Origin of the sequence: Agrobacterium sp. CFBP 3001 (assembly GCF_027871605.1) — a bacterium.
Lineage (GTDB): Bacteria > Pseudomonadota > Alphaproteobacteria > Rhizobiales > Rhizobiaceae > Agrobacterium > Agrobacterium leguminum.
Window position 1 is genome coordinate 39,477 of the sequence record NZ_JAQAHD010000019.1, and the last position, 14,189, is coordinate 53,665.

Sequence of the window (14,189 nt, forward strand, 5' to 3'; positions counted from 1 at the left end):
GCTATTTGTTCTCGTTGATGGGCGGGGGTGGAGGTGGCGGCGTGGACCGGTCCGACTGACGCGTCTGGTCGAGCTTGGCGTTGGCGAGGCCGAGCAGCGATCCGGCATAGGCGCCGGGAGAGGCGATCGCCTTCTCCTTTGCCGCTGATCCGGTAGCGTGAGCGGCATTACCGATTGCTGACGCCATGCCGCGGAGGGCGGCTCCAGCCATCGAGGAGCCCCCTGCCCTCGCCGAGCTGGCCGTCTGCGCTCCTTTCGATGCGGCACTCGCACCAAGGAAAGCGCCGCCAGCCGCGAATGTCGCGGCCTGGCCGCCATGACGGATCGCTTCCATTCCGCCGGCGATCGAGGCGCCCTGGACCACCCCCTGCAGGATCGGCGGCACATACATGGCGATCACGAAGACCACGACCGAGATGCCGGCGATGGCAAGCGTGGTGATGAACTGCTCGGAGGTCGCCGTCGGCGCCTCGGCGAGCCCCAGCAGGATGTCCGAGCCGATCTTGGCGATCATCACCAGAGCCATCAGCTTCATGCCGACGGAGAAAGCATAGACCAGATATTTGACCGCGAAATCCTTGGTGAAGGACGAGCCGCCAAGCCCAAGCATGATCATGCCGGCGAGCAGGCCGACATACATCTCGACCATGACGGCGACGAAAATTGCGGCAACCAGCGAGAAGGAGACGACGACCACGACCATGGCGAAGACCGCGGCGATCGCCAGTGCATTGTCTTCCCAAAGTCCGAACTTCGCCTGTTCCGACATCTTGGTCGCGACCCGGATGCCGGCGTCGAAGATGTTTGCCGGTGAGGCCGAGCCGCCGCCGGCGCCGATCTGGTAGAGGCTGTCGACAACGGCCTTGGCGAAGGACGGGCCCTGGTCGAGGATGAAGGCGAAGAGACCGATGAACATGATCCGCCGGACGAGTTCGGCGAACCAGCTGTCGAGCGAGGCAGCGTTGATCGCCAGCCACACCGCGGCGATCCCGACCTCGATGCCGGCCAGGATCCAGAACAGCGAGCGCGCCGCGTTCATCACCGTCGTCTCCCAGCCTTTCGCGGCCGTGACGACGGAGTTTTCCAGTGTCGTCAGGACCGACCCCTGTTGGGCAAGTGCCGGTGTCGTCACCAACAGGATGAGGCCGATCGAAATGAACACGAGCTCCAGCTTCCGGGAGGGGCGGACAATCACCATCGCGGCTTCATCTCCTGCCCGCCACGGATGTCGCGATCCGGATCGCCGCTGAAGAACTTTTCCCGGTGCTCCCTGCGTTCGGTTTCGGAGACAGGATGTGTAGCGGCCGCGCCGGAACCGGACACAGGCGCCGGACGCGGCTGGATCACGATCCAGGTGCCGACGCCGGCACCCACTGCGGCGAGCCCCACCAACACGAGGATGACGATCAGACGCGGGCTCACCAGCGGGGCTCCATCGTCTGACCGCCGCGGATGTCATGCTCGGTTCCGCTGAAAAACTGTTCGCGGCGTGCCTGAGCGAGATCCTTTTGCGCCTGCTCGGACTGGAACCACGTACCCATCATGGTCATTTGCTGCGAAACCAGGCCGCGCAGCTTCTGCATCTGCGCCACCTGCTGGGCGGCAATTTGATGCCCGACCTGCAGCGCCTTCATCTGGCCGTCCGCCGATTCCGACATCGCGCGCAGCGACGCCATCGTGCTCTCCTCGGTTGAGAACTGGTCGGCCGTCAGGTTTGCTGCCTTCAGCGTTCCGGCGATCGTGTCGCGATTCGTGTCGGACCAATTCTGGTAGGTCGTCGAGAAGCTCGCTCCATCAGGCAGATTGCTCTTCATCTCGGCAAAGCTCTGGAAACGCTGCTTCAGCACATCGTCGATATTACCCATCGAAAAGGCGACGCCTTCCCCCTGGGCGACGACGTTTTGCAGGCTCTTCAGGTCGCTTTCGACCTGACCCCAAATGTGGTTCGGCAGTTGTGCCGTGTTCTGCAGGAGGTTGTTGTAGATGTTGAGCTGGTTCTGGATCTGCTCGGCAAGCTGGGAGATCTGGGTGATCTGGTTGTTCACCTGCTCCGCCGACTTGCCGACCAGCGAGACGAGCTCGGCATTGTTGGCGAGCTGGGTCCATTCGGTCGCCTGCCCGGTGACGCCTCCGGCATAGGCGGGAACCGGTAGGGTGGCGAAAAGCATGGCGGCCCCGGCAAAAGTGGCGCGCGCCACCTTAATTGGCCGGGAAGAGTGTTTCGGCATGGGCGATCCCCCTTTGCTGGAGCCAGTGGAGGGGCCATGCGGCCCCGTGTTCGGAATGCAGGGCGCGAATGCGCTTCAGATCTTCCTTGCCGGACGCCCCGACGAAGGAGAGCGCGACGGGACCGAGCGCCATGTCGAAGAGCCGGCGGCCTTCGGGCGAGACGACGTAGTATTCGCGCTTCGGGAGCGCCGTCGCGACGATCTCGATCTGCCGCTCGTTGAAGCCGAGGCGTTCATAGAACTCACGTGTGCCGGGGTCCCGCGCAGCACCATTCGGCAGGCAGATTTTTGTCGGGCAGGATTCTTTCAACACGTCGATGATGCCGGAGCGTTCCGCATCCGAGATCGACTGGGTTGCAAGCACGACGGCGCAATTGGCCTTGCGCAAGACCTTCAGCCACTCGCGGATCTTGTCGCGGAACACCGGATGGCCGAGCATCAGCCAGGCCTCGTCGAGGATGATCAGGCTGGGGGCGCCGGTCAGCCGTTTCTCGATCCGGCGGAACAGGTAGGTGAGGACGGGCACGAGATTGCGCTCGCCCATGTTCATCAGTTCCTCGATTTCGAAGCATTGGAAGGCGCCGAGCGCCAGACCGTCTTCCTCGGCGTCGAGCAGCTGCCCCATGGGGCCGTCGACGGTATAGTGATGCAGCGCGTCCTTGATCTCGCGCATCTGAACACCGGACACAAAGTCAGAGAGCGATCGGCCACGCGACTCCGCCATCAGCCCGATCTGCCGGGAGATGGCGTTGCGGTAGTCGGGCGTGATCGTCACGCCCTGCAGCGCCACCAGTGTCTCGATCCATTCGGTTGCCCAGCCGCGATCACCATCGGTCGAGAGTTCGGCGAGCGGGCAAAAGGAAAGCGCCCTCACCTCGCCTTCTGACGAAGGACCGATGTCCCCGCCGATCTGGTAGTGATCGCCGGCAAGGCCAAGCGTCAGCGGCAGCATCGAGCCGCCCTTGTCGAAGGCGAACACCTGGGCTTGGCTGTAGCGCCGGAATTGCGCGGCAATCAGCGCAAGCAGGGTCGATTTGCCCGAGCCGGTCGGTCCGAAGATCAGCGTATGGCCGACATCGTCGACATGCAGGTTCAGCCGGAACGGTGTCGAACCGGAGGCCACCTGCATCAATGGTGGCGAACCGGGTGGATAGAATGGGCAAGGCGCCATCGGGCTGCCCGACCAGACCGAGTTAAGCGGAATGAGATCGGCGAGATTGCGTGTATTGATCAACGGTTCGCGAATATTGGCGTAGGAGACGCCCGGCAGGCTGCCGAGAAAGGCGTCCGTCGCATTCAGCGTCTCGATCCTTGCGCCAAAGCCTTCCGCCTGGATCAGGCGGCGGATCGCCTCGCACTTTTCCTGAAGCGCGATTTGGTCCTCATCGAACAGGATGATGACGGGCGTGTAGTAGCCATAGGCGACGAGTTGCGAAGACGCCTCGGCGATCGCGTCTTCGGTTTCGGCCACCATCGTCATGGCGTCCTGATCGAGCGAGCGCGACTGCGTCTGAAACAGCTGATCGAAGAAGGGCCTGACCTTCTGCTGCCATTTCTTGCGGGTGCGTTCCAGCTTTGCCCTCGCTTCCTCCGCATCGAGGAAGACGAAACGCGACGACCACCGATAGGTGAGCGGCATGAGGTCGAGGCTGTTGAGGATCCCGGGCCAGCTTTCCGCCGGCAGGCCGTCGATCGCCACGACGCCGAGCAAGCGGTTCTCGACCAGCGGCGTCAACCCGTGCTGCAACTCGGCCGTCACCAGCCAGTCGAGATACATCGGGATCTCGGGCAGGCGAACCGGATGGTTCTCGCCGGTGATGCAGAAGCGGATGAACTGGAACAGTTCGTCATAGCGGGCGACCCGGAAACCGCCGCGCTCTTGCGTCTCCCTTGTCATCATCCGGCGGATCGAGACGACGTTGGCGAGATATTGCTCGACCTCCCGGATCGAGGTCAGGAAGCTTTCGAGCGCCTTGTCGGCGTGAGTTGCGGAACGACTTGCCGCATCCGAATAGACATAGCGGGTCAGCCCCGAGCGCCGCGGCTCCGGCGGCCGCCACGTCAGGATCAGTGCGTGCCGGCTCTCGAAATGTCCCCTCTCCTTCTGAAAATGCGCCCGCCGTTCGTCGTCGATCGCCCGCGTAATCGGATCGGGGAAGTGGGATTCGGCTTCTGTCGGATATTCCCTGGTCGGCACCCTGATGGCCTCCACCTGGATCATCCAACCGGATCCGAGCCGCGACAGGATTGCGTTGATCTGCCGCGATACCTCGTTGCGCTCGGCGTCGGTTGAGCTCTCACTGTCCGGCCCGGCGAAATACCAGCCGGCCATCAGAGAGCCGTCCTTGAGCAGGATGACACCGTTGTCGACCAGGCCGGCATAGGGCACCAGATCGGCAAACGACGGTCCCGAATGGCGGAAAGATTTGAGGGCCACCATCTCGATCCCTCAGAACCTGCGCCAGGGCGACGACGTCGCGCGATAGAACGTCTTGTAAGAGATGTGCCGGATATAGACCCTCCGCATGAGAGGATCGGCTTTCGCCATCATGCGGAGTGCGGCCACCGCCACCAGCCAAATCGCGATACCGAACAGCGCCGCGTACCAGGTCAGCACGACGAAGATCAGGATGACGGCGGCAAGGGCCGTGAGCAGCACGAGTTCGCGGTCGGCGCCCATCAGCAGGTTCGGACGCGACAGCGCCCTGTGCACGCGCGAACGGGACAGCCTGGAGCCGGCCTCAGCCATGAGCCCCCTCCCCTTCCGTGTGAAGCATTGCCGTCGGCTCGGTGATGTGAGGCGCCGATTGCGCTTCGGCCTCGCCGATGCTGGCGCCGGTCGCGCCGAAGAGGGCGACGATCTGCGTGGCACCCAGCAGAACCCCGCCGACGAGGGCGACGTAGCAAAGCCTTCTCGCGAAATCATTGAGCTCACCGCCGAAGATGAGCATGGCGCCGGCGATTGCCACAGCTGCCAGAGCGATGAAGCCGGCAACAGGCCCGGTGATGGACTGCTGGATCTGCTGTAACGGCGACTCCCATGGGAGGCCGCCGCCACCCGAGGAAGCCAATGCCGGCTCTGCCAGGGCGAGAGAAATAGCGGCGAGTGTCGCGCAGGCGAGCGTGATCTTTGTCTTATGCGACATGGCTGTCCTCATCGATCTGGGCGTAATGTTCGGTTCGGTAGCGGGCGTTATTGAACCCCTCGACATGGATCACCTCGCGGACCCGCCTGCCCTTGCTCGTGCGTTCGATGGAAACGACGAGATCTACCGCCTCGCCGATAACTTCCTGCATGGGCTGCTGGCTCGCTTCGGCGGTCAGTTGCTCCAGCCGGCGCAAGGCCGACATCGCCGTATTGGAGTGGATGGTCGTGACGCCGCCCGGATGCCCGGTGTTCCATGCCTTGAGCAGAGTGAGTGCGGCGCCGTCCCGGACCTCGCCGACGATGATGCGGTCAGGTCTGAGGCGCATCGTGCTCTTCAGGAGCCGGGCCATATCGACCGTGTCGGTCGTGTGCAAGCACACAGCGTTTTCCGCCGCGCACTGGATCTCGGCGGTGTCTTCCAGAATGACGATGCGATCCTCCGGCGCCGTCGCGACGATCTCGGCGATGACGGCATTTGCAAGCGTCGTCTTGCCGGATCCGGTTCCGCCGGAAATGACGATGTTCATGCGGGAGGCGATCGCGCTGCGCAGAGCCGAGACCTGCGCTTCGGTCATCACCTTCGACTTCACATACTCGTCGAGCGGGATGAGCCGCGACGCCCGTCTCCGGATCGTGAACGCAGGCGCCGATACCACCGGCGGCAGCAAGCCCTCGAACCGATGCCCGCCGATCGGCAATTCGCCGGAAATGATCGGTTGCTCGTCGTCGGCTTCCGATTGCAGCGCATGGGCGACGCTGCCGATGACGACTTCGGCGGTGGCGGCGCTCATCGCGCCGGCCGGGGCAACGCCATGCCCCAGCCGTTCAATGAACAGCCTTCCGTCGGGATTGAGCATGATCTCGACGACCGTTGCGTCGTCGAGTGCGACGCAGAGCTGGTCGCCGAGGGCGTCCTGGAGTTTGCGCACAAGACGGGGGTGAGAACGGAGCTGGGTCACGCCGCGCTCCTGAATGGACCAGCGCCATCGCGCTCGATGATCGAGCGGTAACCTGGCGGACACACCTGTTCGAAGCTGGCGCGATCGGCCTGCAGGCTGCCCGCGACGGCGACGGTGTTGCCGATCGCGAGCGGGTCGCCGAGCCGATTCATCGGCCATCCTGCACGCTTCAAGATGCGTTCGAAGCGGAGATCGGTCGCTGTGACGATCTCCTTGTATCCGTTGGCCATCGACCATTCGATGATGCCGGCGAACATGGTGAGCGTGACCTGATGGAGGGTCCTTCTCCTCCCCGCTGCCAGGGATGTGTCGACGCAAAAGCGTGAACTCTCGACCATCGCCGGATGGGCATCGAGCAATGCCCGCTCCAGCAATTGCGGAAAGGTTTGTTCGAGCATCGTCGGGCCAGAGGCGGGCAGCAGCCGCGCGCAGCCGACGACCTTGTGTCCAGCCGAGATCGCAAGGATGTAGGTCGGCAGGAGATCATCATACTGATCCCACTCTCCCTCTTCGGTGATGCTGACATCCCATTCCAGGCGGGTGCCAAACACCGCGGCGCGAAGGCGGTGCATCTGGTTCAGGTAGTTGCGGTTACTTGCGTAATCGTCGGCCGAGACGCTCAGAATCTGCATTTGTGATCTCCGCATGAACTGGTCAGGCGAAGGGAAATCATCTCGTGTTGCGTGTGGCTATATGCAGATTTGCATCCGGTGATTCTACCGATTCGGCTGTATAGCTCTCGAAAATCGGACGGAAGGCGGAGTCTAAAATGTTGATAAGAGGTGCAGATCTGCATTTCGCTGTCAGTGGTGCTGGCGGACAAAGCCGGGCTAACATGCGGAAGTCTTTGGATGAATCGATATTTTGTCAGCCTCTCCGGCAGTTCCGTTAACTGCTTGTTAACTTTAAATCTCTTGCGACGATGCCGGAATCGCAGGATAGTTTCGAAAATGATGGCGTTCGAGCCATTTTTTCGAAATTGAAGGCCTCCGGGGAAATAGTTCGCAAAATGAACAATACGCTGCCCAACAGATTTGATATTGAGATTGCCGAGCAAGGGGCGAAGATCTCGAGCGCGTTGCATATGTTGCGCAGCCAGCAGTACCCGCCTGATGCTCGCAAGGGATTGCGCAAGTTTCAGCTTGCTGAAGTTGCGCACTTCATGGGTGTCACCCAGACGCACCTGAGACAACTCCATTCTGACGGGAAAGGACCGGAAATTGAGTCCATCGGTGGGCGCCGATACTATACGGCTGACCAGATGCTCGAGCTTCGGGATTATCTCGAGGCCAACAAGAAGTCCGACAAGAGATATTACGTGCCTAGGCGGAAGGAAGGAGAGCCGATGCAGGTCGTATCGGTCGTCAACTTCAAGGGCGGAAGCGGCAAGACCACCACTGCCGCGCATTTGGCGCAATATCTCGCCCTCACCGGCCATCGTGTGTTGGCGATCGACCTTGACCCGCAGGCTTCACTGACTTCACTTTTCGGGATCCAACCGGAGCTTGATGATACTGCCTCTCTTTATGAGGCCCTTCGATTTGACGACGAGCGGAAGTCAATCACTGACGTCATCCAGCCGACCAACATTCCTGGACTGGATGTCGTGCCTGCCAACTTGGTTCTGCAGGAATACGAATATGACGTGCCACTGGCGATCTCCTCCAAGAAGGGGGACGACGGTCGACTCTTCTATATGCGGATCGCCAGCGCTCTGAAGCAGGTGGATGACAAGTACGATGTGGTCGTCATCGATTGCCCTCCTCAACTGGGCTATTTGACGATTACCGCGCTCATGGCTTCGACCGGGATTCTTATCACCATCCACCCTCAGATGCTGGACATCATGTCGATGAGCCAGTTTCTCATGATGCTCGGGGGAATCATGGGTCCGGTCGCGGAGGCCGGGGCCGAAATGCGTGTTCAGTGGTTCCGGTATCTCATCACCCGCTTTGAGCCCACGGATATCCCCCAGGCCCAGATGGTCGGGTTCATGCAATCGATGTTCGCACAACAAATGCTGAGAAACCACGTTCTGAAGTCCACTGCGATTTCCGATGCTTCGATAAAGAAGCAGACATTGTATGAGGTTGAGCGGGGCGAGTTCGTCCGGGCAACCTACGACAGGGCAATGGAGAGCTTGAACGCCGCCAACGCGGAAATCGTTGAGCTCATCCACGGTGTCTGGGGGAGAAAATGAGGTACTTGTCAGCCGTTTTATTCAGCGTTTTACAAAGTGATGTCAATGACATACCGGCGTTGATAGCAAGTTGGGAGGGCACTTATGTCCCGTGAAAATCCTTTCGCCAAACTGGATATAGCGTCGATCTCGGCAAACCAGATGCCGACAAAACCCGGTTACGGCATGACAGGAGCCGCCAAGACGGTTGTTCGCTCCATTGAAGATATGGCCGAGAACACCAAGAAGCTCATGGAAGGTGAAGTTATCGTGGATCTTGATCCGCGATTGATTGACGTGTCTTTCGTTGCGGACCGCCTTTCAGACGATGGAGAAGAGTTTCAGGAACTGCTTCAGGCGATCAAGGGATCAGGACAGACGACGCCTATCCTTGTTCGCCCCAGCTCCACGGATGCCAAGCGATACATGGTCGTGTTCGGTCACCGTCGTCTGAGGGTGGCTCGCGAACTCGGAGTTCCGGTCAAGGCAATCGTCAAGAAGCTCGACGATATCACCTCGGCGATTGTGCAAGGACAGGAAAACGCAGCCCGTTCAAACCTGTCTTTCATTGAACGCGCCTACTTCGCTCAGAACCTGATCGTCTCTGGAATGACCAAGGAAACGGTTCGTTCGTCGCTTGCCATCGATGAGGCGATGCTGTCGAAGATGCTTGCTGTGGTCGAGGCGGTGCCAGAGCCAGTCATTCAGGCCTTGGGTGCATCGAAGAAAATTGGGCGTGACCGGTGGCTCAGCCTCCGGCAGTTGATACTTGCCCCTGCCCTCTCCAAGGTTGCTGTTGAGCATGTAGCGTCGGCCGACTTTCAAAAGCTTCCTGAAGCCGAGCGGTTTGATAACCTTCATGACTACGTGAAGCGATACAAGGCCAAATCGGCTGCGAAAAAGCCCAAAGTCGATACCGCATCCAAAGACTGGATCTCGTCTGATCGCTCGCTGAATTTCGCGATGACCGCCAAAGCGAAGAAGGTTGCCATCGAGCTCACGAATGTCGAAGCCAAGCCCTTCAGCGAATGGCTGTCTTCTCGCATGGATCGCTTGTACGAGGAGTACAAGGGGTCGCAAAACGAAACCAACGGAGACTAAACAGCAAAAGAAAAAGGCCCCCAAACGGCGAACCGTGGAAGCCTCTCTCGTCATCTCTAGCAGGATCGAGAATCGCATTTCCCGGAATCACAGTCAAGAGTCTTGGCGCCATTTTGGTGAGCGGATTTCTTTTGCCTGAAGAAAGGTGAGAGAAAAATGCAAACGGGAGATGTGACGACGCCCTTTGGGCGGCGGTCGATGTCGCTTGCCCTGGTCAAAAGACAGATGGCGATCAAAGATCCGGATCAAAACACGCGGATTGAAAAGTGGAAGGTGTTTCGCGACGTCTGCGAGGCGCGAGAACGCTTAGGACTTCAGGATCGGGCTTTGGCTGTCCTCGATGCGCTCCTGACGTTTTACCCGCACGGGGAGCTCGATACGAGCCGCGGGCTTGTCGTTTTCCCATCCAATGCGCAGCTATCGGTTCGCGCTCACGGGATCACGGAAAGCACACTCAGACGGCAACTCGCGGCACTCGTTGAGGCCGGGCTCATCTTGCGCCGGGATAGCCCTAACGGGAAGCGATACGCGCATCGTAATCGTGACGGTGAGGTAGAGCAGGCTTACGGTTTCGATCTCGCACCTCTTCTGGCTCGCGCTGGCGAGCTTGCCCAGATTGCGCAGGACGTCGCTGCGGAGCGAACACGGTTCCGCCGGGCAAAGGAAGCTCTCACGATCTGCCGGCGCGACGTGCGCAAGCTCATTACGGCTGCAGTGGAGGAGGGTGCTTCCGGTAACTGGGGGCACGTGGAGGGGCTGTATATCGACATCCTTGCCCGGCTTCCGCGCTACCCGGAGCGTGTCCAGGTGGAACGGGCACTCGATGACATGCAACTGCTTCGAAGAGAGATCCTCAACATCCTGGAAATGCAGTTAAAACCTGAGAATATGAATGGCAATGCCATCCAAGATGACCGGCATACACAGAATTCAAATACCGAATCCATCCATGAATTTGAACCTAGCTCTGAAAAAGAGCAGGGCGGAAGCCTGGAGGGTGAACCTCAAGCCAAGAGCGTGGCGAACGGACGAGAGAAGGCCAAGCCTGAGCCAATAAAAGCCTTCCCACTCGGAATAGTACTTCGGGCCTGCCCGCAGATTGCCGACTATGGTTCCGGCGGACAGATAGAAAACTGGCGCGAGCTCATGAAGGCTGCCGTCGTGGTGCGCTCCATGCTGGGCGTCAGCCCCTCAGCTTACGAGGAGGCGTGCAACGCGATGGGGCCGGAAAACGCCGCTGTGGCTATGGCCTGCATTCTCGAACGATCGAACTTTATAACATCTGCCGGCGGCTATCTTCGGGATCTCACGAGGCGCTCCGAGCGTGGGGAGTTTTCGCTCGGGCCGATGCTGATGGCTCTTTTGAAGCTCAATGACGGCGGAGATCGAAGAACCGCTTGATGCCGGCACTCTGCGGTCAACGGCATTGAACCTCGTACGGCTCGATTCCGTTCGCATCGCTGGATTGAGCACGTCTTGTCAGCCGTTTTTTTCCTTGATTTTCTTTTTTAAGACAGTGGGTTATCGGTGTTGAAGGGCGAATATCCCCATGGGGAAGAGTGCAGCACGATGTGTACTAAAAAGCGACTACAGTTGAATCGTGCAGCCGCTAAGGGCCATTTCGCTAGGAGCCAGCGTCGGTTCAGCATCATAGAAGTGAATTTTCTGTCCAATCTGGTCGCACATTCTGGAGTATTGGCGCAGCGCTCCGGCAGAACCGATGGATCGAAATGCCGCGAGGGCACCAGTCCAGCTGTGCCGCCCCTTGGGGTACTTCGATAACAAAAGTGGTCGCCTCGCATCTTTAGCTACGGCCCGTATCGGGGGATACTATGTCGTCGGCAGCACAAGTAGCTTGTTTATTGAACTTGCAGGGTCCCATGACAACGAAGTGATTTTCCAAGGCTGCGTTTACAACAACCGTCAGCGACGTTCACTAAGAACGAGTTGGTCAGTATCTCAATCGAAAAGTCGGCAATGAATTGCATCGCACGGCTATTCCGTGCGCTAGCTTTGAAGTCCCGATTTGAATCGATGCGTGCGAGGACAACCGCTCGTTTGAAAGCGTCTCTAATGGAGTTTGTCCAATATGAACATCTCCTTAAGGCCGGATATTTCAGCGCCAACAGCTACCGCTGGCAGACGTGATGGACGACATCGCGTCATCCTGCTGATTGGCGGATTTCGGCGTAAATTGTCTCGACCCGAGCGACCTCTGCGTCGCTGAGCGCCGAAAACTCCTTGTCGCGAGCCCGCTTTGACAGTCGCCCTTCGTTCTGGCGTAGGAACCGGAACAAGAGGTCCAGCAAGCGATCGGGCATATCGATCATCTGCTTCATTTCGATCTTGAACGCATCATAGATGCGTAGGAATGCCGTCTCGGCCGGCAGATCCACATCGATCGTTCGGGCTACGCACTCGAACAGAAATTCGGCGTGCGGCGTTGCGTCGAAGTAGCGGTAGAAGTCGGCGGTGTCATTCAGCACCTCGACATTGCCACGATCCGTTGGTTGCCAATGAACAAGCGGCAAAAGGCGGCGTGAGTAGCTTTCCAAGACGGTTCGATAAGCATCAATACGGTCCAGGATGACGGACGAGACCGGAAAGACGAGCCCCGGAGGGTTGAATCCGTGCTCGGCGAGAACATGATGGATCAGATAGCGGTGCAGTCGGCCGTTTCCGTCCTCGAAAGGATGGATGTAGACGAAGCCGAAGGCGAGGGCTGCTGCGGCGAGAACAGGATCGAGGTGCTGTGCCGCGCTGCGGTCGAAAGAGGTCAGGCCGTCGATCAGCGAGGTCAGGTCTTCATGTCGGGCGCTGATATGATCGGGGATCGGTGCGCCTGACAGGCGATCATGCTCACCGATGAAGCCACCCTCGACGCGCAGGCCGAGATGAACGAAGCGCGCATCGCCGATGACAATCCGCTGCAGCCGCTCCAGTTCAGCGCGGTCTATTGGCCGGCGACCGGCTTCACCGATCACCTGGCCCCAGCGTTGGATACGATCTTGCGATGGATCTTCTCCCTCGATCTGGAAGCTCGAGCGCGAATCCTTGAGCAGCAGGAATGCGGCGGTGCGTGCAAGCAGGTCCGCAGGGACTTCGGCGATCAACTGCCGCGCTTCGTCGCCAAGCCCCCGCGCAACGAACGCGTCGAGCGCAAGCGTGCGGAAGATCATCGGGCAGAAAGCCGGTGTGCCGGGCAAATTGTTCTTCACCCGATGTCTTGTCGAACTCGCTCCACCCACCGCGAATTGCCGGTCGGGATCGACGACAAGGGCATAGGTGCCCTGTGCCGCGTCGGGCAGATCGAGCCGTATATCGAGCAGCCATTCGTAGAGAAACCACAGCCGTCGCGCATAGGCGCCAGTAGGCGACGCACGCACTATATTGGCGATCGGCTCAGGACCTGTTGCCCGGAACAGAGCTTTCAATACGGCAAGGTCCAGCCCTTCATAGCGCAGGGCGAAGGTCAGATGTCCAGCAAGGTCATTGTCCGGTTGGTGGCGCGGGGTGTAAATGTTCCAGCCCCCGGCCTGATAGACTTTGTGGCGTGGACCGATCGCGGACAGGGTGATTGGCACAGGCACGGGTAATTCAAAGGCATCGATCAGCGCCGCATAGCCGACAGGGATGGCGGCTTCCGGCATCCAGCGGCCGTGAAAAATGCCGACCGCGCCTGAAAACGGCTTTCCTCGTCCCTGCTCCATGAATCCTGATATCCGGCTCTGAAAATTAGTTTCGGTACGAAGCTCTCATGAAATTTGATTATCGGCAATGAATTTCGATGACAAGAAGGTAGTTTTATGAAAAATGATTTTGGCAGCGCGTTGAGCACAGCCATTTCCAAATTGCAGAGAATGCGGAAAACCGAACAGTTGCAAGCGCGTTTCATGGTCCAAATGCAGCCTCACCAGACTTGAAAAGCGACGTCGACAGGGCATCGGACCGGCGCGGATGTCGACCGTCCTTATCGATCTGATTCACTGCCGCTGCTTCCAGAGAACAAGCCGGTCTCATCCTTGTAGGCGGGCTCAAGAGCAGCATGATTCCGTTCGCTGTACTGGACCACAGCACGCCAAGGCCTTCTGGTTTTCTTCCGTAAGCCAACGATCGCGCGGCTTGCAGCTTGCTGGCCGCGGTACCAGGTCGACATGCACGGCGCTCTTGTGCAGGGCAGGGGCCGCCGCACAATAAAGCTGCACCGGTCGGATGCCGTCACTAACTTCGAAGGTCAGCTTTGCTGATCCGTCCAGCCGCAAATGCTCCGACACCTTGCGGATGATTGCGGCGAACTTTCCCGCCGGCATATGCGGGCGGTCGTCCTCGTCGATGTCCCACAGCTGTACGAAGATTTCGGACCATTCCTCGTGCTCGGCGCCACAGTCGAGTGCTGCGAACTGCCCGGCTTTCACCTCGGTCACGTGATAGCCGCCTTTCACCGGCTGTCCGTCATAGGAGAAGATTAGCGGCAGGTCCCGGACACCGTCGATCGTGTCGAGCAGGCGTCCAAGGCTGATGTCGGTTTCGAGAAGGGGCTTGTCGAGCGCGTTCATTTCGGCTACTCCTGTTTC

General features: G+C 59.5%; 13 protein-coding genes. 3 read left to right on the forward strand and 10 right to left on the reverse strand.

The genetic code is table 11. The features are described from left to right. Position 1 precedes the first annotated feature (1 nt). Genes trbL through traI form a run of 8 tightly spaced genes read right to left on the reverse strand, consistent with a single transcriptional unit; the run spans position 2 to position 6,967 of the window. Positions 2-1,198: a P-type conjugative transfer protein TrbL gene (gene trbL / locus PH605_RS20170; protein ID WP_142845855.1), complete on the reverse strand. Its 1,197-nt coding sequence runs from the start codon at positions 1,196-1,198 to the stop codon at positions 2-4. Beyond that, positions 1,192-1,422: an entry exclusion protein TrbK gene (trbK, locus tag PH605_RS20175; RefSeq protein ID WP_142845856.1), complete on the reverse strand. Its 231-nt coding sequence runs from the start codon at positions 1,420-1,422 to the stop codon at positions 1,192-1,194. The genes trbL and trbK overlap by 7 nt, the downstream gene beginning before the upstream one ends. Beyond that, positions 1,419-2,228 carry a P-type conjugative transfer protein TrbJ gene (gene trbJ / locus PH605_RS20180; RefSeq protein ID WP_142845857.1) on the reverse strand — a complete coding sequence of 270 codons (810 nt, stop codon included), beginning with the start codon at positions 2,226-2,228 and terminating at the stop codon, positions 1,419-1,421. The genes trbK and trbJ overlap by 4 nt, the downstream gene beginning before the upstream one ends. Then, positions 2,200-4,668, reverse strand: a complete 2,469-nt coding sequence (locus PH605_RS20185; protein ID WP_142845858.1) for a conjugal transfer protein TrbE — start codon at positions 4,666-4,668, stop codon at positions 2,200-2,202. The genes trbJ and PH605_RS20185 overlap by 29 nt, the downstream gene beginning before the upstream one ends. A 9-nt stretch (positions 4,669-4,677) precedes the next feature. Next, positions 4,678-4,977 carry a conjugal transfer protein TrbD gene (locus PH605_RS20190; RefSeq protein ID WP_142845859.1) on the reverse strand — a complete coding sequence of 100 codons (300 nt, stop codon included), beginning with the start codon at positions 4,975-4,977 and terminating at the stop codon, positions 4,678-4,680. Then, positions 4,970-5,374, reverse strand: coding sequence for a conjugal transfer pilin TrbC (gene trbC, locus PH605_RS20195; RefSeq protein ID WP_142845860.1), 405 nt, complete (start codon positions 5,372-5,374; stop codon positions 4,970-4,972). Before trbC ends, PH605_RS20190 begins: the two co-directional genes overlap by 8 nt. After that, a complete protein-coding gene (gene trbB / locus PH605_RS20200; RefSeq protein ID WP_142845861.1) occupies positions 5,364-6,335 on the reverse strand; it encodes a P-type conjugative transfer ATPase TrbB in 972 nt (323 codons plus the stop codon). The genes trbC and trbB overlap by 11 nt, the downstream gene beginning before the upstream one ends. Beyond that, positions 6,332-6,967: an acyl-homoserine-lactone synthase TraI gene (gene traI, locus PH605_RS20205; RefSeq protein WP_142845862.1), complete on the reverse strand. Its 636-nt coding sequence runs from the start codon at positions 6,965-6,967 to the stop codon at positions 6,332-6,334. The genes trbB and traI overlap by 4 nt, the downstream gene beginning before the upstream one ends. A gap of 377 nt (positions 6,968-7,344) precedes the next feature. Between traI and repA the strand changes: the two genes are divergently transcribed. From repA to repC, 3 genes are all read left to right on the forward strand, one after another. After that, positions 7,345-8,535, forward strand: a complete 1,191-nt coding sequence (repA, locus tag PH605_RS20210; protein WP_080821210.1) for a plasmid partitioning protein RepA — start codon at positions 7,345-7,347, stop codon at positions 8,533-8,535. 84 nt (positions 8,536-8,619) lie between these two features. Then, positions 8,620-9,615, forward strand: coding sequence for a plasmid partitioning protein RepB (repB, locus tag PH605_RS20215; protein WP_080821211.1), 996 nt, complete (start codon positions 8,620-8,622; stop codon positions 9,613-9,615). A gap of 156 nt (positions 9,616-9,771) precedes the next feature. Continuing rightward, on the forward strand, positions 9,772-11,016 hold the full coding sequence (gene repC / locus PH605_RS20220) for a plasmid replication protein RepC (RefSeq protein ID WP_142845863.1): 1,245 nt from the start codon (positions 9,772-9,774) through the stop codon (positions 11,014-11,016). A 761-nt stretch (positions 11,017-11,777) separates the two neighbouring features. Here the strand turns inward: repC and PH605_RS20225 are convergent. Continuing rightward, on the reverse strand, positions 11,778-13,325 hold the full coding sequence (locus PH605_RS20225; protein WP_142845864.1) for a Fic family protein: 1,548 nt from the start codon (positions 13,323-13,325) through the stop codon (positions 11,778-11,780). Positions 13,326-13,649: 324 nt separating this feature from the next. Continuing rightward, the gene (locus PH605_RS20230; RefSeq protein ID WP_142845865.1) at positions 13,650-14,171 is read right to left on the reverse strand and encodes a DUF6428 family protein; all 522 of its coding nucleotides are present in this window, start codon (positions 14,169-14,171) and stop codon (positions 13,650-13,652) included. Between the last annotated feature and the right edge of the window lie 18 nt (positions 14,172-14,189).